This window comes from Hyphococcus sp. (genome assembly GCF_041986965.1).
Lineage (GTDB): Bacteria > Pseudomonadota > Alphaproteobacteria > Caulobacterales > Parvularculaceae > Hyphococcus.
In genome coordinates this window covers 596,319-620,132 of the sequence record NZ_JBHIXB010000002.1, presented here as the reverse complement: position 1 = coordinate 620,132, position 23,814 = coordinate 596,319, and the positions used below count along the sequence as shown (strand labels likewise).

The following is a 23,814-nucleotide window of genomic DNA, read 5'->3' as shown; positions in this document are numbered from 1 at the left end:
CTATCTATGAACCGTTCTCTCCTGTCCGCCTCGGCGGTCTCTGTTCTTGTTGTGGCTGCGGCTGCGCCGCTTCCCGCATTCGCCGGCGTTATTGAAGGGCGCGTCAGCGACCAGAGCCAGGCCGTATCGCTCGAAGGCGCAGTTGTGCGTATTGCAGAAACCGGTGTCTCAACGGCCACGGACCGCGCCGGTCAATATCGTTTAGGCAATGTGCCGGCAGGGGACTATACGCTCGTCATCACTTATGTGGGAGCGCCGTCGGAAACCGTCAGCGTATCCGTGCCGAGCGAAGATGCAGTCGTTCGCCAGAATATCGCCCTTGGTGAAGATGTAGACGTCATCGACAACGTGCTTGTGGTCGGCCAGCGCGGCGCGCTGAACTCTGCGCTCAGCCAGCAGAAATCGTCCGATAAGGTTATCACGGTTCTTTCCGCCGACGCGATCGGACAGCTTCCCGACGAGAACGTCGCCGAAGCCGCCCGTCGCGCCGTTGGCGTCAACATCCAGAATGACCAGGGCGAGGGACGTTACGTTTCGATCCGCGGCGCCAATCCGAACTTCGTGACGACGACGGTCAATGGCGTGCGCCTGCCGTCGCCAGACTCTGACCAGCGTCAGGTGCCGCTTGATGTTATCGACAGCGACATTCTTTCCAGCATCACGATTACGAAGTCGCTAACGCCGGATGTGGACGGCGACTCCATCGGCGGCAATGTTGAAATTTCGACGCTTTCGGGCCTCGATCAGAAAGACCTGTTCCTGAAGCTGAAAGCGGCGGGCATCTACACCAATCAGGTGGATGAATTCGGCCAGCGCTATTCGGGCGCCTTCGCCAGCAACTTCCTCGACGGACGCCTTGGCGTCGCCGCGACAGCCGCCTGGCAGAAGCGCAAATTCGGATCGGAAAATATTGAAAATGACGGCGAATGGATTCTCGACGAAGCCGTCATCTATCCGGAAGAACTTGAACTACGCGACTATCAGGTCACGCGCGAACGCTTTTCCGCAGGCCTCAATCTCGACTTCCAGGCGACGGACAACCTTCTGTTGTTTGCGCATGGACTTTATTCCGATTTCTCCGATCAGGAATATCGCAGCCGCGTCGAAAACAAATTCGGCGATCCGTCTTTTGATGGCGCCAATAGCAGCGGCAATATCGCCGTGGTCGATGCAGCCGATGACGACCCTTACGAAGTCGACCGCGACATCAAGGATCGTTTTGAAGACCAGTTGATTTACTCGGTTGTCGGCGGCGCAGAGTTTTCCAAAGACGCAATTACCTTCGACATTTCCGGTTCTTATTCCTATGCGGAAGAGAGCGAGCCGGAGCGTCTGGACGGCGGCTTCCGCGGCGAATTCGAAGAGGGTCTTTTCGGGGTTGATGTAAGCGATACTCTTCTCCCCGTGCTTGCTTTCCCTGATGCAGACGCAGAAGCGGCTTATTTCGATCCCGATAATTACGAATTCGATGAAGTCGAGCTCACCAATGGCATCTCCAAGGACGAAGAATTTGCCTTTCAGGCCAATCTCCGCGTCGATGTCGACCTCTTCGGCGCGCCCGGCTATTTGAAGACCGGCGGCAAGGTCCGCCTGCGCGAAAAATCCTACGATCTCGATCTTCAAATTCTCGAAGCGGACGATCTCGTGCTCACGGACTTCATGACCGATGTTGACTATGCGCTCGATCGCATCAACCGGGTCATTGACCCCGACCTGTTCCGGAATTTCTTCTTCAACAATCTGAGCAGTTTCGAGCTTAACGTCATCGACACGGCGCTTGAATCCACTGGCGCCAATTACAGCGCTGATGAGGATGTCTACGCCGCTTACGTCATGGCGCAGCGCCAGTTCGGCGATGTGAGCGTCGTTACTGGCGTTCGTATGGAGCATACGGAATATGATGCTTCCGGCTTTACAGCTTTTGAGCCCGGCGCCGCTGATATCCCGGCAGACGCTGAGCTGATCGCCGAAGATGACGGCGACGAAGTTTACGCGCAGAGCGTAGAGGTGAGCCGATCCTACACGGACTGGCTGCCGAGCGTGAATGTCCGCTATGACGTGACCGATGAAGTCGTGTTCCGTCTTGGTTATTACAAAACAATCGTTCGCCCGAATCTCGAGGCTGCTGCGCCGCGTATTTTGGTTGATGACGAGGCGGAAGGTGAGGCGGGCAACCCTCTGCTAAACCGGCAGAAAGCACACAATTTTGATGCGTCGCTGGAGTGGTATCCTGGAAACAAATCGGTCCTGTCCGCCGGCGTGTTCTATAAGGATATCTCCGATCTGATCACGTCGGTCATTCTCCCGAATGGAGATGACGAAAACATCGTTATCAGCGGAGTTACGTTTACGGAGGTGGAAACCTTCATTAACGTACCGGACGCGTCGATTTTCGGTGTGGAACTGAACTACCAACAGCCGCTCGACTTCCTGCCGGGCCTTCTCGACGGCTTCATCATCGGGGCCAACTATACCTTTGTAGATAGTGAAGCGACGCTTATCGACGGGCGCAAGATCAGCATTCCGGGTCAATCGGACCATGTGGCGACGGGTATTCTCGGTTACGAAAAAGGCCCCATCGATATTCGCTTCGCCGCGACCTATCGCGATCAATATCTCGATGAGCTGTCTCTTCAGGAAGACGAGAACGGCGATGACATCGACCGGATCGTCGACGACCATCTGCAGATAGATATTTCGGCGAAATACCGTGTGACGGACCAGTTCCAGTTCTTCACCGAGTTCAAGAACGTCAACAACGAGCCGTTCGTTGCTTTCGTACGCAGCCCTGCCTTTGGCAAGCTCAATTCCCAGTATGAAGAGTATGGCTGGTCGGCGAAGTTCGGCGTGTCGTTCAAGTATTAGAGTCAGCATTAAAGATTCCTCTGCGTTTCGCTTTAGTCCCCGCGAAAGAGGAAGTGTTGAGTAGCGGCGGCGGCCGCGTATAAGGTCCGCCGCCGTTTCTTTTTTGAAAGGTCACTGATGAGAACCGCCGCTTGCCTGCCCTTCGCTGTTTTCGCCGCCGCCTGCGCTTCGGCTCCGCAAACGCCGCTGGTTTTTGCTGTCCATGAGACTGCGCCGGTGGAATCTTCTGACGATGCGGCGGACGATCCGGCGATCTGGGTGAACGCCGATGAAGCGTCGGCGAGCCGCATTCTTGGCACCGACAAGCGGGCCGGGCTTTATGTTTATGATCTTGCCGGCGCCGTGCAGCAGTTCCTCCCTGCGGGCGAACTTAATAATGTGGATCTGCGCCAGAACGTGACGATCGATGGCTGGGCCGGCGATATCGCCGCCGCCTCAAATCGCACCGACAATTCGGTGACGCTTTTCGTGATCGAGAATGGCGCGGTCGCAGAAACCGGTTCTTTCCCATCCTTGCTCGATGAGCCTTACGGGCTTTGCATGGGGGCGTGGGGCGGCGACGTGTTTGCGTTCGTCGCCTACAAGACCGGCGATCTTATCGCCTATCGCCTTGCCGGACCTGGCGGCGGAGAAGAAGCCGCGCGGCTGAAGCTGGAAAGCCAGCTTGAGGGCTGTGTGTACGATGACGATGCGGGCGTTCTTTATATTGGCGAGGAAAAACGCGGAATCTGGAAATCGGGCTTTGACGGCGCTGGGTTCACCGCGCCGGCGCTGATCGACGAAGTGGCCGGCGCCAGCGGCGTCAAGGCGGATGTCGAAGGGCTGGCGCTTTACAAGACCGGGACGCAGACGGGCTATCTTCTGGCGTCCTCGCAAGGCAATAACAGCTACGCGGTTTATCGGCGCGAAGGCGGCAATGCGTTCGTGACGCGGTTTTCCGTGGGGGCGGGCGAGGCGATCGACGGCTCTGAAGAAACTGACGGCATCGAGGCGGTCTCGACCAGTCTCGGTGAAGAGTTTCCGGCGGGCGTGTTTATCGCACAAGACGGATTTAACGCGCCGAAAGGCTCAACGCAGAATTTCAAGATTGTCGATTGGCGCGGGATTGAGGCGTTAATCGAGGCTGCGCAGACGCAAAGCGCAGCAGACTAGTTTGCTGCGATTGCGCCGCCTTCGGAAACCACAAAGCAAGTCAGCTTTTTGTCTTTCAGCGTTTCGCAAGTTGCGGCGGCTTCGATTTCCGTCAGTTTGACGATGCGCGCGCGGAAGAGCGTTTTCCCGCTATCCATCGGCGTCGGCAGGACAACGCGCTGCGGCGACTTGATGCCGGACTTGGCGACCGCCGCTTCCAGTTCTTTCTGCGCCATCTCCTTGGTGGAATAGGCGCCGATCTGCACGCCCCAGGAAACCCCGGCCGGATTGTCGTCAAAGTCGCCCTGACCGAGCATGCCGCCTTCCGTGGAAAGGGAAGCGAGGCGGGTCAGCTCAAATTCGTTGAAATCGTCGGGATCGGCCTGAGGGTCGGCTTGCGCGATCAATGCGCCAATGCTGTCGGCCGGCGCCGCGTTTTCACCAAGCGTTGCAGCGGCGGTCATGATTTCCGCACGCATCTCTTCATTGGCGGCGATGGTGGGGGCGGCTTCTTTCGCCGCCATGGCGGCAGCGAGCGTCGGCTTGAGGCGCGGCGACGGCTTATGGCGGTGGAGGGCGGCGATGAGCGTGGGGCGCTTGTCGATCTGCGCGAAAGCATTGTCGAGAATGACGCGCATATGCGCATCGCGGGTGCGCGAGGAGCGCCCGCCGAGCACCACGCCGATGAGGCGGTTCCCGTCGCGGGTCGCCGAGGTGGCCAAGTTGAAGCCTGAACGGCGCGTATAGCCGGTTTTGAGCCCGTCCGCGCCGTCGAAGGTTTTCACCAGCGCATTATGGGTGCGGTAGGTGCGATCGCTCCAGACGAAACTCTGGATCGAGAAATAATGGAAATATTTTTCGTGATCCTGCATCAGGCGCTGGCCGAGGGTCGCCATATCGCGGGCCGTCGTCACCTGCTTGGAGTTCGGCAGGCCTGAAGCGTTGCGGAAGGTGGTCTGTCTCATGCCGAGTTCGCGCGCCTTCGCCGTCATTTTCTTGGCGAAGCGCCATTCCGAACCGGATATTTCTTCCCCGACGGCGGCGGCGACATCATTGGCGGATTTCACCACGAGGGCTTTGATGGCGGTTTCGACATCGATGCTGGAGCCGCTGGTGATGCCGAGCTTTGAGGGCGGCTGGCCGGCGGCGTGGGCGGAAATCTTGATCTTGGAGTCGAGGGTGAGCCGTCCGGCCTCCAGTTCGTCGAACAGGAGGTAGAGGGTCATCATCTTGGTTAAGGAGGCGGGATAGCGATAAGCGGTTGAATACCGGTCGAACAGGACATCGCCGGAATCTGCGTGAACAACGTAAGCGGCATATTTCGAATTCGCCGCAGCCGGCGAAATTCCCATCAGCGCCAAAAACAGCGCTGCGCCCCAAATCGATACGCTACGCAACCCCTTAAACATGAAACGAGCCTCGCCCATATCAACACGCTTTTCAATATACGGAAGACGCCGCCCCCGAAAATTCAGCGTTTTTTCGCCCGAAAATCTCCCCGATCCTGGAACGCCCTGGTCGTCCCTTTCGTGGAGCAAACGTCGTGCCGCCTGTGTCGCGGCGAGACGGATGATTGCGCAACGCGGTAAACGGAGCGTTAACGAAAGTTTTACGAATCTGGCCGAAATAAATTGTGCAATGCAACAAAAATATCTTGACCAGAATGCCGGCCATCACTATGTTGCACTGCACAAGAGGGCGGTATTCGCCCGACTTTCAATGGAATCAAGCGTTTAGCAATGATTCGCCAGGGAGACTATTATGGCTACTGCCAAGACAGCTGCTGATGCTTTCGATATGAAGGCTTTCGGCCCGGATTCCTTCAAGGAAGGCTATGACAAGTTTGCGGAAGGCATGTCGTCTTTCGCCGATTTCCAGAAAGAGTCGCTGAACGCCATGATGGCGTCGGCCGGCGCTTTCACCAAAGGCATGGAAAAGCTGACCTCGGAAAGCGCTGCCTTCTCCAAATCGGCTTTCGAAGAGACCGTTGCGACCGCCAAAGCCGCGTCTGCAGCGAAAACCCTTCAGGAAGCGATGGAGCTCAACAGCGACTTCATGAAGACGTCCGTTGAGAAAAATCTCGGCCAAATCAACAAGGTGGCTGACATCTGGGCGTCTACCGCGAAAGACACGGTTGAACCGCTCACCGAGCGTTATTCTGCGCTCGTTGAGAAAATTCAGTCCTTCCGTCCGTAAGGTATCAGTAACAGTTCAGCGTATCACTGTTGCGTGAAAGAGCCCGGTGCGTACCGTCGGGCTCTTTTTTTTGCCTGTTTTTCTCTCATTAACTTTCTCGTCCGCAGAAAAATTTGCTTCTTTTCAACTGGAAGGGATTACTTATCTAATAGTGCGGTGCGGCGATGGCTGTTGCCAATGACCGCAGACGCGAGGAAACTACGACGACTATGGCCGAAGAGAACGAAAACGATCAGGAAAACGAGAACGGCGACAATGGCGGTCCCGGGCAAGGGGTGGGCGTTGTCGCCAAGACCGCGCCGAAGACCAAGCGCCCGTCGCTCTATAAGGTCCTTCTTCTCAATGACGACTACACTCCTCAGGAATTTGTCGTCTGGCTGCTTCAGGCTGTTTTCAAGAAAGACGCGGAGGAGGCGGTGCGCATCATGATGCATGTGCACCAGTCAGGCATCGGCGTCTGCGGCGTATATACTTATGAAATAGCGGAGACCAAAGTGGCGCAGGTGATGGAGCTGTCGCGCCGCAACCAGCATCCGCTGCAATGTACTATGGAACGGGAGTAAGCCTTATGGCGTCGTTCAGCCGGAGCCTTGATGAATGTCTGCACAGCGCGATTGCGCTGGCGACGGAGCGCGACCACGAGCTTGCGACGCTTGAGCATCTCCTGCTTGCGCTCACCGACGACCGTGACGCGGCGGCGGTGATGCGGGCCTGCAATGTGGATGTGGATCTCCTGCGCCGTCAGCTTTACGAATTTATTGAAAACGAGCTCGCCAATCTGAAACTCGAAAATGGCGAGCAGGCCAAGCCCACGGCAAGCTTCCAGCGGGTGATCCAGCGCGCCGTCATTCACGTTCAATCGTCAGGCCGCGAGGAAGTGACCGGCGCCAATGTGCTCGTTGCGCTCTTCGCCGAGCGGGAATCCCACGCTGCGCATTTCCTGCAGGCGCAGGATATGAGCCGCTTCGATGCGGTGAATTACATTTCCCACGGCATCGCCAAGCGCCCTGGCGAAAGCCAGCCGAAACCGCCGCGCGGCGCCAGCGAAGAAGCCGAGGCGGGGCAGAACCAGAAAGAAAGCGCGCTCGAGGCCTATTGCGTCGATCTCAACGCCAAGGCGCGTTCCGGCAAGATCGATCCGTTGATCGGCCGCGACGCCGAAGTTGAACGCTCGATCCAGGTCCTGTGCCGCCGGCGCAAGAACAATCCGCTTCTGGTGGGCGATCCCGGCGTCGGCAAGACCGCCATCGCCGAGGGCCTTGCGCTCAAGATCGTCGATGAAGACGTGCCGGAGGTTCTGGCGAAATCGACAATCTACTCCCTCGATATGGGCGCCTTGCTCGCGGGCACGCGTTATCGCGGCGATTTTGAAGAACGCATCAAGGCGGTCCTGAAAGAGCTGGAAGACCATGAGGACGCCGTCCTGTTCATCGATGAAATCCATACGGTGATCGGCGCCGGCGCGACCTCCGGCGGGGCCATGGACGCCTCGAACCTGTTGAAGCCGGCGCTGCAGTCTGGCGCGCTTCGCTGCATGGGCTCGACAACCTACAAGGAATACCGCCAGCATTTCGAAAAGGATCGCGCGCTCGCCCGCCGGTTCCAGAAGATCGATGTTGTCGAACCGTCGAAGGATGACACCATCAAGATTTTGATGGGGCTTAAGCCTTATTTCGAAGAGCATCACAAGTTGAAATATACGGACGAAGCCATCGTCGCTGCGGCGGAGCTTTCGTCCAAATACATGACCGACCGCAAGCTGCCCGACAAAGCCATCGACGTGATCGATGAGGCGGGCGCTCGGCAGATGCTGTTTCCTGCGGATAAGCGCGTCAGCGTGATCGGCGAACCGGAGATCGAGGAAGTTGTCGCCAAGATGGCGCGCATCCCGCCGAAATCCGTGTCGAAGTCCGACACTGAACGGCTCCAGAAACTGGGCGAGGATCTTCGCCGCGTCGTGTTCGGTCAGGATGAGGCGATCGATCAGCTCGCGGCCGCGATCAAGCTGAGCCGTGCGGGTCTGCGCGAGCCGAACAAGCCGATCGGCTCCTATCTCTTCGCCGGGCCGACTGGCGTCGGCAAAACCGAAGTCGCCAAACAGCTTGGCATGGTCATGGGCGTTGAGCTCATCCGTTTCGATATGTCGGAATATATGGAGCGCCATACGGTGTCGCGTCTTATCGGCGCGCCGCCGGGCTATGTCGGGTTCGATCAGGGCGGTCTTCTGACCGACGCCATCGACCAGCACCCCCATTGCGTGCTTCTGCTCGACGAGATCGAGAAAGCGCATCCGGAGATCTTCAATATTCTCCTTCAGGTGATGGATAACGGCCAGCTCACTGACGCCAATGGCCGCAAGGTCGATTTCCGCAATGTCATCATCATCATGACGACCAATGCGGGCGCCTCCGACGCCGCGAAATTCGCCATCGGCTTTGCGGGCGGCAAGAAGACCGACGAGACCGAAGCGGCCATCAAGAAGATGTTCACGCCGGAGTTTCGCAATCGTCTCGATGCGGTCATTCAGTTTGCGGGTCTGTCGCAAGCGATCATCAACCGCATCGTTGAGAAATTCGTTCTGCAACTGGAAGCCCAGCTCGCCGATCGCGGCGTCACCTTCGAGCTTAGCGAAGAGGCGACGCAATGGCTTGCGGAGCGCGGCTTTGATGATGAGATGGGCGCCCGTCCGCTTTCGCGTGTCATTCAGGAATATGTCAAAAAGCCGATCGCGGATGAAATCCTGTTCGGCAGTCTCAAAGAGGGCGGCATCGTTCGCGTGTTACTGGACGCCGACGACACCACCAAGCTCGCCTTTGAATATCTTCCCGATCCGGACAAAGTCGACAAACCGAAAGACGGCGGTGACGGCTCCAGCGTTCCGGCCTTGATGGAATAGACGTCAACAGATTCACAAAGAAAACGCCGGGTGTTGAGCCCGGCGTTTTTTATTGGGTTGGTTTCAGCGACGTTATTTCTTCTTCTTTTTCTTCTTTTTGTTTTTCTTATTTCCGTTGTTGCCGTTATTGCCGTTGCTGTTTCCATTGTTATTGCCGGGCGTCGCCGGATTGGCGGTGGGGTCAGTCGCCGGATCTGTAACAACAGGATTAGAGGCGCCGGGCGCCGGCGTTGCGGGCGTTGTCGGCCCCGGTGTGGTCCCGCCTGCGCCTGATCCCGGGGCGCTGACGCCGCCGCCGACAGAAAACGATCCGCCGCCTGATGAGCCGCCTCCGGAAGAGGAGCCGCCGCCACTGGCGGACCCGGAGGCGCCGGCAGAGCCTGATGCGCCTGCATTGCCTGATTGACCGTTACCCTGACCGCTGCCTTGGCCATTTGCTTGTCCGTTTGACGGGTCAGCGGGCGCCGATGGCGCGCCTGCGCTTCCACCGAGACCGCCGCCGGATGAAGACGGCGAGCCGCCGCCTCCGCCGCCAGCGGATGCGCCGCCATTGCTGGACGGAGAGCCGCCTCCGCCGCCGGAACCGCTGCTGCCGCCTGCATTGCCCGCGTTGTCATCATCGTTGAGAAGCGAGGACTCCACACTGAGGAATTTTGACTTTGTGCTTTCGCCCGTCACTTCGAGCGCCGCGAAGATGGCGACCGCAATCAGGGCGGCAATCAGGGCGTATTCGACCGCCGTTGAACCGGAACGGTCTGTATAAAGACTATGTACACACATGCTTACTCAGGCCGGAAACGCGGCCTCCCTCATAAAGTTCAAATTTTACAGATAAGTGTGTATGGAATCTTAACTCACGCCTCTGTTTGAAGCGCTGAACGACAAAGTTGGAGCCGCGCCTGCGCCGCAAGAAAAGCAGTCAGCGAGCTTTTTCAAATGCAAACAGGGTTAATCCGGATTATCCTTGTTCAACTTGCCTGCTTAATAATCTTCAGCGACAGCACAAGGTCCATGGTTTCCTGCGGCGCAAGGATGTCCTGGCCGAAATGGCCGGGCCAATGGCTGACCGGTTCGGCGCAATAGAAATCGGCGTCTTCCGGCGAATAGAGGTGAAGGATACGGGCGTTGCTGCGCATGGCTATCTTCATGCCGTCATGAACGATTTCAGCCGTTCCGTCCCAGCGCTTGACGGTGTAGTCGACAGGATCATCGGTCACCGGTCCGCGGTGGTCGATTTTTTCCGGTGGCGTCAGGGCTGAAGGAAGCTTTGGCTGGCCAAAATATTCCGTGAAATTGAGCTCGGTTGTTTTTGTGTTGGGAAAGAAGGGGTGAAGCCCCAGCCCGGCGGGCATGCCGGCGCTGCTATCGTTGGTAAGCGACAAAACGATCTGAAAGGCGTCTTGCGAGACGGAAAATTCCTGCGTCGCGAAAAAACGAAAGGGAAACAGACCGGGCGCGGGCGCATGATCGAAACGGCAGGTGAGATGGTCTTCGCGTTGATCCGTTATCGTCCAGGGATTGACCCAGCCATGCCCATGAAGCGCGTGATCGGGATCGCAGGCGGGCAAGGTCGGCGCCAGCTCGTAATGCCGCCCGCCGAAATCGAGGCCGCCGAAAAGCCGGCTAAACCAGGGGACGCAAGGGTAACAGGCCGCTTCGCGCGGGTCGACGGCGACAGCGTCGCGTGAGCTGGCCGGACGAAAGATGTTCTTGCCCTCAAAAGACAGCGACATGACGGCGCCGCCCAGATCCGGCGCCAGAACGGCTTTTATCTTTCCTGCGGATATGGCGGTCACGGGCGCGCCTTGTTGCTGCGCCGCTGATGCTACTTCGATTCAAGCGGCAAGGTCATGATGCGGAGAGGCTGAAGCGCCGGTTTATCCTTCACCGTCCCATCGTCATTATAGGATGGCCAGTTGGACGTGGCGATATAGTGGAAGTCCTTGCCGATGACAGCGCCGTGGGTCGGTTCATTCCAGCCTGCGAGGCTGCGATGCATGGTGACAAAGCTGGTGATGGCGGTCTTGTCGTCATTGAGGCCGATATAGACAACGCGCTGCGGGGTCGAACCGTTTTGAATGCCGATGAGGCCGTCCTCATAGAGATACAGCCCGTCAATCCCGCCCAGCCAGGCGTCCGCCTCATTTGTCAACAGCGTCGCTTCGCCGGTTTCAACGTCAATAACGAAAAGCCCGGCGAGGTAATCGGCCATATAGAGCTTGCCTGCTTTTTCATCGAGCGCGATCCCTTGGGGATTTGCAAATCTCGGATCAGCGGAAAAAATCTCAAGCGTTTGGCCGTCCGGCGCCATGCGAAAGAGGCGCGGCGTAATGGAATCGCTGGCGTAAACGGTTCCGTCTTTGGCGACTTCAAGATCGCCCAGCATGGCGTCTTCCTGCGTCACCCGGATTTCGCGGATGGGGGCGCCCGTTTTTGCATTAAACGCCATGACAGCGGCGAAGGCGTCTTCTTCTCCGGTCTTTTCATAAGCGAGCTGATTGTTGACGGCCGCCCAAAGGGTTCCGTTGCGCACTTCAAGATCGAAAACACCGCCGGATGCTTGGGAGATTAGCGTCAACGCTTCATCCATTTGTTTCGCTTTCAGGATCGCACCAGTGCGCACCGATCCGATGTAGAGTTTGTTCTTGCCGTCATAGGCGATGGCTTCGGGCAGGAGGCCGGTGTCCTCGAACTCTCTCGTCTGCGATGGGGCGCCAAGCGAAGCTGCATTGGCCTCCATCTGCGCGGCGACGGGAACGAAATCCGGCATGGCGGTGAGCGCCTCAAAGGCCGGGTGGCCAGACAGGTTCAGCGTCAATCCGCGCCTGGCGGCGGCGGCGGCGAGGGCGAGCGCTTCGCCGGGCCGCCCGGTCAGCATCCGGGAAAGGATCCGGTTGCGGTAGACATATAAAGAGCCGGGGGCCGCCGCCTGGGCGTCCTCCAGCGCGGTGTCGAGGGCTGGCCAGTCTTCCGCCTCAAACGCCGCCGCGGCGCGCTCCATTCCAGCGCGATAGCCGGAAAGACCGTTTTCGGCTGAGGCGGGCGCCAGGACCGGCGCCCCCACAAAAGCCGCAGCCGCAAGGGCACTGATGAATTTTTTCATGTCCGGTCCTTTGAAATTTCATCCCTGACGACCAGTGTCGCAGCCGCCGCGGGGGCGGCACAGCTCGGTTTATCGCTTCTCAGGGGCGTTTGGTCGCGATTGACCCCGCCGCGGCGATGGGGGAATTTAGCCCCATGAGCGAAGATTTCAGAACATCCTACGAATCAAACGGTTACGCCGTGGTTCCGGGCGTTGCGCCGGCCCCGATGGTGCAGCACTTCCTGGCTATCGTCTGCGCGCAGCTCAATCAGCGGCCGGACGCCTATATGTCGGCGCCGCGGGTCAACGCCAAGCCGGCCTATGAGTATTACAGCTACCGCCATCACACGACCATGGGGCTGCACTGGGGTTTGACCTCCAGAATGGTCGATCTGACGGGCAAGCGTCTCGCGCCGAGCTACGCGTTTTTCCGCGTCTACCAGAAGGGCGATGTCTGCACGGTGCATTCGGATCGCGAATCTTGTGAGCATTCGCTCTCCATGCCGCTTGGCTATTGCGACGATATTGTCTGGCCGTTTGAAATTGGCGAACGGCGCTATGAGTTTGAAGACGCCTGTGAGTTACAAAAGGCGGATGATTTTGGCGATGAGTCGTCAAAAGAAGTCATGCTCAATCCGGGCGACGCGATTCTCTATCAGGGATGTAATTATCGCCACGGCCGCACGATCCCCAATCCGAACCGCTGGTCCGCGCATCTCTTTTTGCATTGGGTCGATCTTGACGGCCCCTTCAAGGAGTGGGCGTTCGACCGCCAGCAATTTCCGCCCATGGGAGATTTCAAATTTCCGGAAACAGTTTCGCAACAATAAAAGACCGCCGCGAGGGAAGGGGTTCGCGGCGGCCTTTCTTTGAGCGCGCCATGCGGCAAGGGGGATCCGGCGCGCTTCTGCGGGTCTCTTGCGTGAACGCATGATGTTAAGACGCTACAAGAGATCGTAACTTGCAAAGGCGCTGGTTATGCCGCCATGCAATGTGGGGACGATTGGCGGCGCAACGCCCTTACAGATTTCAAGATAATATTTTGGCGAAACGTCACGCAAGACACGTCTGCGCGAGCAAAAGTGACGAGATAAAATCACACTCTAATGTGATGCGTAATTAGCTGAGCGCCGCCCGAATATCTGCAGCGATTGGTTCAAGGCTTTCGGCGTCGGCGGGTTTGCCGCTGGCGTGTGCAGCGACAACGACGCCCTCATATACCGGCAGCACATGAAAATGCAGGTGAAAGACGGTCTGGCCTGCGCGCGCGCCTGAAAATTGCAGGATACGAATGCCGTCAGGCTTGAGACCATCATTGACGGCGCGGGCGATTTTTTGTGTCGCCTCCATCAATTCCGACAGCGCTTCAGGCTCCACATCGAGAAAATTTACGGCCTCGCTTTTCTTGTGGATGATAAGGCAATGCCCCTTGCTTTGCGGGAACACATCCATGAAAGCGAGAATTTTGTCCGTCTCCAGAATTTTCACGCTTGGCATCTCGCCGCGAATGATTTTGGCGAAAATATTGTCGGAATCATACTGGTTTTCGAGCGACATGGGTCCGTCCTGTTTCTCGCGCTTAAGATTTCCGGAATGGTGTATAGTCTTTCAATGTGTCAATTTCCATGCCTGTTTGCTCTCTTTCCGATTGCAGATAGCGATCAATGGCGTCCCGGAAACTGTCATTCTCGATCCAGTGCGCCGACCAGGTGGAAACAGGCTCATAACCGCGGGCGATCTTGTGCTGGCCCTGAGCGCCCGCCTCGACGCGATTAAGTCCATGTTCGATGGCGAAGTCCACAGCCTGATGATAGCAAAGCTCGAAATGGAGGAACGGCAGATCCTCCGTACACCCCCAGTAGCGGCCGTATAGCGCATCACCGCCGATGAAGTTGAGGGCGCCGGCGACCGGTTCGCCGTCTCTCTCAGCGACGATGAAGAGAAGGCGGTCGCTCATGCTGTCAGCGACAAGCCGGAAGAATGTGCGCGTGAGATAAGGGTGGCCCCATTTGCGCGCGCCGGTGTCCTGATAGAACAACCAAAAGGCGTCCCAGTGGCGCTCGGTGATCTCCGCGCCGATGAGCCTGCGGATTGTCAGTCCATCCGCCGCCTCGCGCCGTTCGCGCCGGATCTGTTTCCTTTTTCGCGATGCGAGTTCGCCGAGGAAGTCCTCGAATGTTTCATAGCCGCGATTGAACCAGTGATATTGTTCGCCCATGCGCGGCAGAAAGCCGGCCGCCTCCAATATCGAGCGGTCGTCATCGGTGATGAAATTCACATGCGCCGAGGATGCGCCGGTTTGCGCTGCGGCCTCCCGAAGCAGGGCGGCGATGGTGGCTTTGGCGGCGTGGGTTTTGGCGAGGAGGCGCGGTCCCGGCACGGGCGTGAACGGCGCGGCGGAAAGGAGCTTTGGATAATACCGCCCGCCAGCGCGGTGAAGGGCGTCAGCCCAGTGATGGTCGAACACATATTCGCCCTGGCTGTGGCCTTTGGCGTAGAGCGGCGCCGCGCCGATGATATCGCCCGCTTCTTCAACGATAAGATGCATGGGCGCCCACCCTGTTTCGGGCGCAACCGATTTCGAGGTTTCAAGCGCACTCAGAAATTCGTGGGAGACGAACGGATTGTAGGTTTCAGGGGACGGGTTGGCGAGGCGGTTCCACTGGTCCGCATCAATCTCACTGATGGCGGAAAGGGTGCGGCCGACAAGTTTGTCCGCGCCGTCAGCCATCAGGCGATTTCGAAAACGCCGTCGACTTCAACCGCGGCGCCAAGCGGCAGGGACGGCGTTCCGACAGCGGCTCTGGCGTGACGGCCGGCATCGCCGAAAACCGCGACCATCAGATCGGACGTCCCGTTCACGACTTTTGGCTGGTCGACAAAATCGGGCGTGCAATTGACGAACCCGCCAAGCTTGACGACGCGCTTGACCCGATCGAGATCGCCGCCGCAGGCCGCGCGCAATTGCGCGATCAGATTGACGCCGCAGGCATGGGCGGCCTCGATGCCTTGCTCCACAGACATATCGGCGCCGAGCTTGCCGGTAATGAGGCCGTTGGCGCCGATTGAAACTTGTCCGGAGATAAAAACCTGATTGCCCGAAACGACATAGGGCACATAGTTCGCCACTGGCGCGACCGGATCGGGGAGAACGATTCCGAGTTCGGCGAGGCGCGTGTCGATACGGGACATGAAGGGCTCCTTTTCCTTTGTCAGTGTGATTTCTTTTTTCGTCTTTGCCAACAGGCGGGGGCGCGATAATTCGCGCTGTTCGTCTGCGCTGATTATTGTTCGGCGACGACCTCAATTTCGATCCGCCGGTTGCGTTCGCGTCCCTCGGGCGTCCGGTTGCTAACCAGAGGCTCGGACGAACCGACGCCGCGGGCGGTGATGCGGCTCGCGGGCGCGCCGACGGAAACAAGAAAGGCGCGCACCGCATCGGCGCGATAGCCTGAAAGCTGGCGATTGCGCGCCGCGTTGCCGCTGGAATCGGTGTGGCCGGTAATGGCGAGGCGGATAGAGGCGGGACATTCCGAGAAGATGCCGGCAATGATGCGTAATTGATCGCGGGAGCGATTGTCTATGTCCGCCCGGGCGCTGGTGAATCCGATGCGCCGTTCATTGATGGCGTTTTGAAGACGCTCGGCGCAGTCGTCTTCCGTGGCTTCTTCCGTTTCCGGCTGTGTTTCTATCGCTTCGGGCTGTGCTGCTTCCTCGGCGCGGAACGCCGGCGCCGCCGGGGCGGCTTCTTCCTCTGCAAGAGAGATGATTTCCTCGATGCTGGCCGGCGGCTTACGAATGGCGATCTCGACGGCGCCGTTTAATCCGTCCGGCAAATCGGTGAGTAGGGTGCGCGCTGCGGCGGCGCGGGTTTCGTCTTCGGCTTCACCACTCACGAAAAAATCGTCGTCATGGGCCTGTGCGACGCCCTTGCGCAAATGAGAGAGCGCGCGCAGGGACGCCGCCGCTGCGTTCAACCAGCTTTCCGCTGTCACCGGCGCTCCCTCGGCGATTTCAAGAACGCCGGAAATCTCGGAGTCCGGAAACAGGTTTTCCGCCAGTCGGAAAATGGAGTCGCGCGTTTCCTGATTGGGGACGTTGCCGGAAAAGGAAACGACGTCCCCTTCACGCTCGGCGATGAAGGTGAAAGGCGCGGCGCGGGGAACAGGCGCCGACACAACAAGCCGGCTTGCATCGACTGCAGTGACACCGCCTGCAAACAGCCCGCCGGGGCCGGCGGATGCGCTGACGCTGTCGATCAGCGTTTGACGCGCCTCGGCGTTGTCGGCGGCGCCCGTGAGGATGGCTTTTTGTCCGTCCATGATGACTGACGCGTGTGCGCCTTCGTTTGCGGCAAGCGCTTGTTCGGCTTTTTCCTGAAGCTTTCCCCGAGCGGCGCCGGAAGAGCCTGGCGCGCCTTTGATCGTCATGGCCGCAACCCCGATGGCTGCGACGGCCAAAAGCCCGATGAGAAATTTCAGGATCGGATTCATGATCAGCGTTTTGGGCTTATCCGGCCTGTCTGTCACCAGTCCAGAATTACTTTGCCCGACTGGCCGGAGCGCATGATGTCAAATCCGGTCTGGTATTCCTCGATGGGAAACCGGTGCGTGATGATCGGTGAGAGGTCGAGCCCCGCCTGCAGCATGGCGCCCATCTTGTACCATGTCTCGAACATCCGCCGGCCATAAATGCCCTTGATGTCGAGCCCCTTGAAAATGACCTTCTCCCAGTCGGCGCCGGCGCCGTTGGGCATGATGCCGAGCATGGCGATCTTGCCGCCGTGATTCATGGTGTCGAGCATCGACTGAAACGCCGAAGGCACGCCGGACATTTCAAGCCCGATATCGAAGCCTTCCGTCATCTTCAAATCTTCCATCACATCGCGAAGATTTTCTTTCGTTACATCGACAGCGCGGGTTGCGCCCATCTTGCGCGCAAGGTCGAGGCGGTACGCATTCACGTCGGTGATAACCACATGACGGGCGCCGACAAATTTTGCGATGGCGACCGCCATGACGCCGATAGGCCCGGCGCCGGTAATCAAGACATCTTCGCCGACGAGATCAAAGGCGAGGGCGGTGTGGGTCGCGTTGCCGTAAGGATCGAAGATCGCGCCCATGTCATCGGAGACGGCTTCGGGCAGTTTGTAGACATTGAAGGCCGGCACGGCGACATATTCGGCAAACGATCCCGGGCGGTTGACGCCGACGCCGACCGTATTGCGGCAGAGGTGGCGTTTGCCGGCGCGGCAGTTGCGGCAATAGCCGCAGGTGACATGGCCTTCCGCCGAGACGCGGTCGCCGATCTTCATATTGAAATGTTCGAGATGCACTTCAGCGCCGATCTCGACGATCTCGCCGGAGAATTCATGGCCGACGGTCATGGGGACGGGAATAGTTTTTTTCGCCCAGTCGTCCCAATTGTAGATGTGGACGTCGGTGCCGCAGATCGCCGAGCGTTTGACCTTGATCAGGACATCATTGACGCCGACTTCCGGCCGCGACGTATCGACCATCCAGATGCCTTCTTCGGGCTTTGCTTTCATCAGGGCTTTCATGGGCGTCCTTGATATATAGGGGGCTATTTCCAGTGGCGTTCTACCAAGCGAAAAGAGCGCCGTCACTATGGACGGCGCTCCTGATTATCCGGTTATGGCAAGGCCCTACGGGAGTGGCCGCCAGCCTGTTATGACTTGTCGTCGTCTTCCAGGTCTTCACTTTTGGTCGGGGGGCTGGCCGGCGCCGGCGGATCGCTGGCCGGGAACGATTCCTCTAGCGCCTCGTCGAGTTCTTTCTGGTCTTCTTTTGTGGGTTTCTGGTTTTGCGTTTTCTGGGCGGCTGTCATCTCGGGGGAGCTCCTTTTTACCTGTGCGCATGGAGCTAACGCCTGGCGCGGCCCGTTTGTTCCGGCAGGCGCTTCAACAGCCTCCGCCTTCTGTCACAAATAATTTTTGATGATGGTTTCGTTGTCGAAAAGTGACGCCCAACTTGGCTGCAGTGCAACAGAGTGAAATTTTTCTCCAAGGCTAGACCTTTCCGGAGTGAAAGCCGCCAGAAATTGGACGGTCCTTGCGGAAAAGCGCGCATCTTTTCGCGGCGCAATAATTTGTCGCTTCACCCGAGTTTTTCTTAAGCGTCTATGACAAAAATTTGATTAGAAAAATTGTGTTGCGATTTTTCGTTTTACGCGACATGCACGGTTTCATGCGCACGACAAAAGATGCGCAATTTATAGGGTGGGCGTCCAAGAACAAGGAAGTCTAATTATGACAAAAAAGCTGACGACGGCTACGATTGGCGCAGTAGCATTAAGCATCGCCTTTAGCGCTCCGGCGTTTGCCGACATGGCGTATGCTCCCGCCGAGCTTTCGACGGAGCATGGCGCAATGGATGTTTATGAGCGTATTCAGGCGACGGCTGTAAACACCTGTGACAGCCGGTTGAACCATGACAGCGTCATCAAGTCCCGCAAAGTGCGCGACCGTTGCGTGTCGGATGTTGTGGATCAGCTTGTCCACAAGGTGAACGATCCGCGGATCGAAAAAATCCATAACGAGCACAAAGCCGGCATTTAAACGCGGCTTGCGCCGATAACTTTAAGCGCCCCCGGAATTTTTCGGGGGCGTTCTAAATGACGCCGATAGATTTTCCGACCTTGATGAACGCCGTCACCGCCTGATCGACCTGCTCATCGGTATGTCCGGCGCACATCTGCGTTCTGATGCGCGCCTTTTCACGCGGAACAACCGGGAAAGAGAAGGCGGTGACGTAAACGCCTTCCTCCATGAGCGCGGCGGCCATTTCACCGGCTTTCTTGGCGTCATAGATCATGATCGGGATGATCGGATGTTCGCCGGGGAGAAGGTCGAAACCGGCTTCGGTCATTTGCTGGCGAAAGCGGGTTGCGTTCCGGAAAAGCTGCTCGCGCAGATGACCGCCATGGCGGACAAGATCGAGCGTCTTCAGGGTCGCGCCAAGCAGCGCCGGCGTCAGCGCATTGGAAAAGAGATAGGGCCGTGCGCGATTGCGCAGGAGATGGACCACCTCTTTTGTGGCGCAGATATAACCGCCCATGCCGCCGCCGAGCGCTTTGCCGAGTGTGCCGGTCAGAATGTCCACATGTTTGGCGACGCCGCAATGAGCGGGCGTGCCTTCGCCATGGGGCCCCATAAAGCCTGTCGCGTGACAGTCATCGACCATGACAAGGGCGCCGAATTCCTCGGCGAGCGCGGCGATCTCCTTAAGTTTGGCGATGTAGCCGTCCATGGAGAAAACGCCGTCGGTCACGATCAGTTTGGTGCGCGCGCCGTCAAGATCTGCTTGCTCAAGCTGCTTGCGCAGATCTTTCATGTCCGAATTCGCGAAGCGGTAGCGCTTGGCCTTGCACAGCCGCACGCCGTCAATAATCGAAGCGTGATTGAGGGCGTCGGAGATGATTGCGTCTTCCGCTTCAAGAAGCGGTTCGAAAACCCCGCCATTGGCGTCGAAGCACGCCGCAAAGAGAATGGAGTCCTCATAGCCGAGATAGTCGGCGATTTCCTTTTCAACGCGGCGGTGAAGATCTGTTGTGCCGCAGATGAAGCGCACAGAGGCCATGCCGAAGCCGTATTCGGTCATGGTGTCCTGCGCGGCTTTGATGATTTCGGGATGATTGGCGAGACCAAGATAATTGTTGGCGCAGAAATTGAGGACCTTTTTCTTCTGGCCATTGTGATTGACTTCAATCACCGGGCCTTGCGGCGAGGTGATCTGTCGTTCGATTTTCTCAAGGCCCTGGCCCCTTATCTCTTCAAGGGTGCTGGCGATGCGGTCGTAAAAATCCTGGCGCATGGGCGATCTTGCTCCGTTTTTGGCATGGTGTGGCGCCGTGGCTGGCGGGGGTCAACGCTCAAAAGGTGAAATCTTGTTCTTCTTTGCTGAACACGGCAGGGTTGCCGTGGAAGAAAAGGGGTGAATGGATATGACGACCAGTAGGCGCGATTTGCTGCGTATTGCAGCCTTGACCGGCGCGGGAAGCATTGCGGGGGCGGGCTGCGCGCGCGAGGCGGACGCCAGCGCAGCCGAGGAGGCGGGTGAAGACGGCGTGACGCCGCGCGTTATTGCCGAGGCTGAAAAGGTTCAGGGGATATCTTATACGCCCGACGAACGCGCGATGATGGTCGAAGACCTTGAGTTCCGCCTTGAAACCATGGCGGCGTTGCGCGCCATGGAGATGCCGAACAGTCTGCCCCCGGCGCTGGTCTTTGATCCAAAACTGCCGCGTAAGAAAATTTCCTCGCAGAAAAACAGTCTCACGCTGTCGCCGGTCACGCGGGCCGCGCCTGCGTCAGAAGAAGATATTGCCTTTGCAAGTGTGGTCGAACTGGGCGCGTGGCTGCGCAACGGTGACATCACCAGCATTCAGCTTACGGAGCACTATCTGAAGCGTATCGCCGAGCATGACAAGAAACTGAATGCGTTCATCACCGTTACGGCTGACCTTGCGCGCGAACAGGCGGTGAAAGCCGACAGCGATTTACGCGACGGGCGCGACCGCGGCCCCTTGCACGGCATTCCTTATGCGATGAAGGATCTTGCCGATACAAAAGGGATCAAAACCACATGGGGCGCAACGCCGTTCAAGGACCGCGTGCCCGATGAGGATGCTGATGTTGTCCGAAAGCTGAGGCTCGCCGGCGCGGTGCTGTTAGGCAAAACCTCCTGTGGGGCCATCGCTTGGGGCGATCAGTGGTTCGGCGCCCAGACGCGCAATCCGTGGAACCGGCAAGAAGGCTCGTCCGGCTCCAGCGCCGGCTCGGCCTCGGCCGTGGCGGGTGGGCTGTGCGCCTTCGCCATCGGCACCGAGACTTATGGCTCCATTATTTCCCCTTCGGAACGGTGCGGGACGACGGGCTTGCGCCCCACTTTCGGGCGGGTTTCGCGCGCCGGGTTCATGGCGCTCTGCTGGTCACTCGATAAGGTCGGCCCCATTTGCCGTTCGGTTGAGGACACGGCGGCGGTGCTGTCCCAGATCAATGGCTATGACGCAGACGACGCGGGCGCGGCGCGAATGGGGTTTACCTATGAAGCCATGCGAGATGTGTCGGACATGACGGTCGGCTATGTGCCGCAGTGGTTTGAAGACGGCGATGAGACGGACAGAAATGCGCTGCAGGCGCTGCGCGATCTTGGCGTTGCGGTGAAAGAATTTCCGTGGCCCGAAACCGATTACACATCGCTGGGAGAGATTGTGGACGTTGAAGCGGCGGCGGCGTTCAGCGATCTCACATTGTCGAACCGCGATGACGAGCTTGTCCGGCAAGGCCGCAATACCTGGCCCAACACATGGCGGGCGGCGCGATTTGTTTCCGCCGTTGATTATGTGCAGATCGACCGTCTGCGCCGCCGCGCCATGGAAGAGGTCGGCGCCGCCTTCGATGGATTTGACGCGTTGATCGGTCCCAACTTCGCGGGCGGCGCCTTGCTGACGACCAACGCCACCGGACATCCGCAACTTATTTTGCGCGCCGGTTTCAACCAGCGTGCGGCGAAGACAAATTCTGGTGATGACAATGCGCCGGGCCGCGCCACCTTCCGGGCGCCGCGGGGGATCAGCCTGTGGGGCGATCTTTTTGAAGAGCGCAAACTTATCGCGCTGGGCGCTGCCTTGGAGCGGGCGCTGGGCGTTTCAACGGCGCGGCCGCCGGGGTTTTAACAAGCGATCCGGAGGAGCTGGGCTGCTAGGCGCTCAGCTAAAAGCGTTTTGTTTTTGGCCGAGAGAATGGCTCTTTCCCCTTAAAATCACTCATATTTTTCCGTGAGCTCAGATCATGCGCGAAGTGTTTGCGCAGCTGACGGCGAGGGATTAATATGATCGCTGCTAGTTTTGCAGACCCCTGATCCCGGCACGGGCCGGGGGAGAGAGGAAAGGACCCACGCAGCGACAAGCGCGCGGGTCCTTTTCTGTTCTGGGTTGCAGAATTTGGCGGCGGCTTTCTAAACAAAAAAAGACCGGCGAAAACGCCGGTCTTTTTCAGGATGATTTTCGCAAATGAATTACGCTTTGCCCGTGCGCCAGCCGGAAGCGTATTCCTTGCGCGCCGTTTCCGAATAAGGAACCGGGCTGACGATCGCGCGGACTTCCATCTGCTGGTGACGCTCGACCGTTGTCTTCTCGGTGCCGCCATCGGCTTCGCCCCAGACGACGGTGACTTCGTTGCCGATCTCCACATCGTTGTCGACGGTCGCGAGCGACAGCGCCTTGCGTTCGTTATAGGAGATGCCGGTGAACATGGAGAAGCCGGCGTTCTTGCCGTTTGCGAGGACCGCGTCGTAGTTCGAAGACGCGTAGTTCGCGAGCGGCTGTTCGAAATATTTGTAAGGCGTGCCTTCACCGATGACAGAGCCCATGATCTTGCGCACGTCGTCATCATTCCAGGCGAGCGTCACTTTACGGCGGGTCTGTTCTTTTTCCATTTTCTTCAGGGCGTCGGCGCCGATGAAGTCATGGTCGAATTTCACGAACGGGCCATAGCCGATGTCGTAAGGCGACACATAATAGTCTTCGATATTGTCGGAGACATAAGAACCGCCGATGCCGCCCATGGCCTCGTAAGACTTGGCCGGGAGCCATTCGCGGTATTTCTTCATCTCTTCGCCGGTGTAGACGGCCGGCAGCGGCGAGGGGATCCAGCCAGATTCAAGCGTGTTGGTCGCGTAAGCGCGGCAACCCACCGGCACGATGCCGAATTCGGCGCCCGCTTCGAGGATTTTCGCGCGGATATCGAGATATTCCTCGTAAGGGCCCCAGATTTCGAGACCCGGCGCGCCGGCCATGCCGTGACGCAGGGCGCGGACCTGTTTGCCGCCGATATTGATGTAGCCCATATGGAAGAACTTGATGTCTTCGAACGGCCCGCCATTCAATTTTTCAATGACTTTCTGGGCGTTCGGGCCCTGAATCTGGAAGCGGTAGAATTTGCGGGTGACGGCCTTGCCCATGGGCATGGAGGGCGAGCGGTCGTCATAGACAACTTCGACGTCATAGCCGCCGGTTTCCGCATGATACTGAAGCCAGTTGGCGGACGGGGCGCGGCCGACGAAAACGACGTGGTTTTCTTCGAGGTTGAAGAGAATGCCGTCGCCGATGACATAGCCGTCATGGCTGACGGGAACATACTGCTTGGCGCGGTTGATCGGAAAGTTCTTGAAGGTGTTGATCGCCGTGTCGGAGCAGACCTTGATCGCGTCCGGGCCTTTCAGGAACAGATCGACCATGTGGTGCGTCTGGTCGAACAGGACGGCGGTGTCGCGCCAGGCTTTCTGTTCGTCGCGCCAGTTGTGAAATTCGGTCGGGACGACCGGATAAACATAGGCGCCGATTTTTGAATTACGGAGCATCTGCACCGTATTGCCGGCGTTTTTGAGCACCTCTTCCAGATTCTTGGCCGTCATGGGCGTGATCCTCCTGGTCTTGTTTTGTCAAAAAAGTTTGTCGCCCGCGTCAGGCGGGCGGCCAAAATTGTATATGTTGCATACAATCTTTGGTCGTGCGGTGTCTACTGTCAGGGCGCGAAAACTAGGCCCGAAAGGGGCCCCAAAACCCTGCCCCAGCGCACAAAAAATGTGAAAAAAGCGAACAGGGTGGACGCGGTGGACTGCGC

At 58.3% G+C, this 23,814-nt stretch carries 20 protein-coding genes; 8 read left to right on the top strand and 12 right to left on the bottom strand.

The genetic code is table 11. The annotated features are described in order from the left end of the window. The first annotated feature begins 6 nt into the window (after positions 1-6). Positions 7-2,865, top strand: a complete 2,859-nt coding sequence (locus tag ACFC5L_RS11925) for a TonB-dependent receptor (RefSeq protein ID WP_375202713.1) — start codon at positions 7-9, stop codon at positions 2,863-2,865. Between the two features lie 117 nt (positions 2,866-2,982). Then, positions 2,983-4,017 (top strand): phytase, encoded by a 1,035-nt coding sequence (locus ACFC5L_RS11920; protein WP_375202714.1) that lies wholly within the window; start codon positions 2,983-2,985, stop codon positions 4,015-4,017. Here the strand turns inward: ACFC5L_RS11920 and ACFC5L_RS11915 are convergent. Continuing rightward, a complete protein-coding gene (locus ACFC5L_RS11915) occupies positions 4,014-5,405 on the bottom strand; it encodes a serine hydrolase (protein ID WP_375202715.1) in 1,392 nt (463 codons plus the stop codon). The two genes, ACFC5L_RS11920 and ACFC5L_RS11915, sit on opposite strands and share 4 nt — an antisense overlap. Before the next feature lie 352 nt (positions 5,406-5,757). Between ACFC5L_RS11915 and ACFC5L_RS11910 the strand changes: the two genes are divergently transcribed. From ACFC5L_RS11910 to clpA, 3 genes are all read left to right on the top strand, one after another. After that, entirely contained in the window at positions 5,758-6,192 is a 435-nt protein-coding gene (locus ACFC5L_RS11910; protein WP_375202716.1) for a phasin family protein, read from the top strand. 209 nt (positions 6,193-6,401) lie between these two features. After that, positions 6,402-6,755, top strand: coding sequence for an ATP-dependent Clp protease adapter ClpS (gene clpS / locus ACFC5L_RS11905; RefSeq protein WP_375202717.1), 354 nt, complete (start codon positions 6,402-6,404; stop codon positions 6,753-6,755). 5 nt (positions 6,756-6,760) lie between these two features. Then, positions 6,761-9,088, top strand: coding sequence for an ATP-dependent Clp protease ATP-binding subunit ClpA (gene clpA, locus ACFC5L_RS11900; RefSeq protein WP_375202718.1), 2,328 nt, complete (start codon positions 6,761-6,763; stop codon positions 9,086-9,088). Positions 9,089-9,160: 72 nt separating this feature from the next. Here clpA and ACFC5L_RS11895 read toward each other — a convergent pair whose 3' ends face one another. The 3 genes from ACFC5L_RS11895 to ACFC5L_RS11885 form a co-directional block, all read right to left on the bottom strand. Then, positions 9,161-9,868, bottom strand: a complete 708-nt coding sequence (locus tag ACFC5L_RS11895; protein ID WP_375202719.1) for a Flp family type IVb pilin — start codon at positions 9,866-9,868, stop codon at positions 9,161-9,163. A gap of 188 nt (positions 9,869-10,056) precedes the next feature. Beyond that, positions 10,057-10,884: an aldose epimerase family protein gene (locus tag ACFC5L_RS11890; RefSeq protein WP_375202720.1), complete on the bottom strand. Its 828-nt coding sequence runs from the start codon at positions 10,882-10,884 to the stop codon at positions 10,057-10,059. 29 nt (positions 10,885-10,913) lie between these two features. Further along, positions 10,914-12,191 carry a hypothetical protein gene (locus ACFC5L_RS11885; protein WP_375202721.1) on the bottom strand — a complete coding sequence of 426 codons (1,278 nt, stop codon included), beginning with the start codon at positions 12,189-12,191 and terminating at the stop codon, positions 10,914-10,916. 134 nt (positions 12,192-12,325) lie between these two features. Between ACFC5L_RS11885 and ACFC5L_RS11880 the strand changes: the two genes are divergently transcribed. After that, a complete protein-coding gene (locus tag ACFC5L_RS11880; protein WP_375202722.1) occupies positions 12,326-13,000 on the top strand; it encodes a hypothetical protein in 675 nt (224 codons plus the stop codon). A gap of 289 nt (positions 13,001-13,289) precedes the next feature. Here ACFC5L_RS11880 and ACFC5L_RS11875 read toward each other — a convergent pair whose 3' ends face one another. The 6 genes from ACFC5L_RS11875 to ACFC5L_RS11850 all read right to left on the bottom strand — a co-directional run bounded on the left by ACFC5L_RS11875 (position 13,290) and on the right by ACFC5L_RS11850 (position 18,017). Further along, positions 13,290-13,727, bottom strand: a complete 438-nt coding sequence (locus tag ACFC5L_RS11875) for an HIT family protein (protein WP_375202723.1) — start codon at positions 13,725-13,727, stop codon at positions 13,290-13,292. A gap of 22 nt (positions 13,728-13,749) precedes the next feature. Beyond that, positions 13,750-14,901 (bottom strand): GNAT family N-acetyltransferase, encoded by a 1,152-nt coding sequence (locus ACFC5L_RS11870; protein WP_375202724.1) that lies wholly within the window; start codon positions 14,899-14,901, stop codon positions 13,750-13,752. Continuing rightward, positions 14,901-15,362, bottom strand: a complete 462-nt coding sequence (locus ACFC5L_RS11865) for a RidA family protein (RefSeq protein WP_375202725.1) — start codon at positions 15,360-15,362, stop codon at positions 14,901-14,903. The genes ACFC5L_RS11870 and ACFC5L_RS11865 overlap by 1 nt, the downstream gene beginning before the upstream one ends. 92 nt (positions 15,363-15,454) lie before the next feature. Beyond that, on the bottom strand, positions 15,455-16,663 hold the full coding sequence (locus tag ACFC5L_RS11860; protein ID WP_375202726.1) for an OmpA family protein: 1,209 nt from the start codon (positions 16,661-16,663) through the stop codon (positions 15,455-15,457). Between the two features lie 32 nt (positions 16,664-16,695). Beyond that, positions 16,696-17,730 carry an L-threonine 3-dehydrogenase gene (tdh, locus tag ACFC5L_RS11855; RefSeq protein WP_375202727.1) on the bottom strand — a complete coding sequence of 345 codons (1,035 nt, stop codon included), beginning with the start codon at positions 17,728-17,730 and terminating at the stop codon, positions 16,696-16,698. Between the two features lie 128 nt (positions 17,731-17,858). After that, the gene (locus ACFC5L_RS11850; RefSeq protein WP_375202728.1) at positions 17,859-18,017 is read right to left on the bottom strand and encodes a hypothetical protein; all 159 of its coding nucleotides are present in this window, start codon (positions 18,015-18,017) and stop codon (positions 17,859-17,861) included. Positions 18,018-18,438: 421 nt separating this feature from the next. Here ACFC5L_RS11850 and ACFC5L_RS11845 point away from each other — a divergent pair, with 421 nt between their 5' ends. Beyond that, the gene (locus ACFC5L_RS11845; protein ID WP_375202729.1) at positions 18,439-18,747 is read left to right on the top strand and encodes a UrcA family protein; all 309 of its coding nucleotides are present in this window, start codon (positions 18,439-18,441) and stop codon (positions 18,745-18,747) included. A 52-nt stretch (positions 18,748-18,799) separates the two neighbouring features. Here the strand turns inward: ACFC5L_RS11845 and ACFC5L_RS11840 are convergent, their stop codons facing one another. Further along, a complete protein-coding gene (locus ACFC5L_RS11840) occupies positions 18,800-20,002 on the bottom strand; it encodes a glycine C-acetyltransferase (protein ID WP_375202730.1) in 1,203 nt (400 codons plus the stop codon). A 130-nt stretch (positions 20,003-20,132) separates the two neighbouring features. Here ACFC5L_RS11840 and ACFC5L_RS11835 point away from each other — a divergent pair, with 130 nt between their 5' ends. After that, on the top strand, positions 20,133-21,866 hold the full coding sequence (locus ACFC5L_RS11835; protein ID WP_375202731.1) for an amidase: 1,734 nt from the start codon (positions 20,133-20,135) through the stop codon (positions 21,864-21,866). Between the two features lie 341 nt (positions 21,867-22,207). Here the strand turns inward: ACFC5L_RS11835 and ligM are convergent, their stop codons facing one another. Beyond that, the gene (gene ligM, locus ACFC5L_RS11830; RefSeq protein WP_375202732.1) at positions 22,208-23,605 is read right to left on the bottom strand and encodes a vanillate/3-O-methylgallate O-demethylase; all 1,398 of its coding nucleotides are present in this window, start codon (positions 23,603-23,605) and stop codon (positions 22,208-22,210) included. Positions 23,606-23,814: the final 209 nt, after the last annotated feature.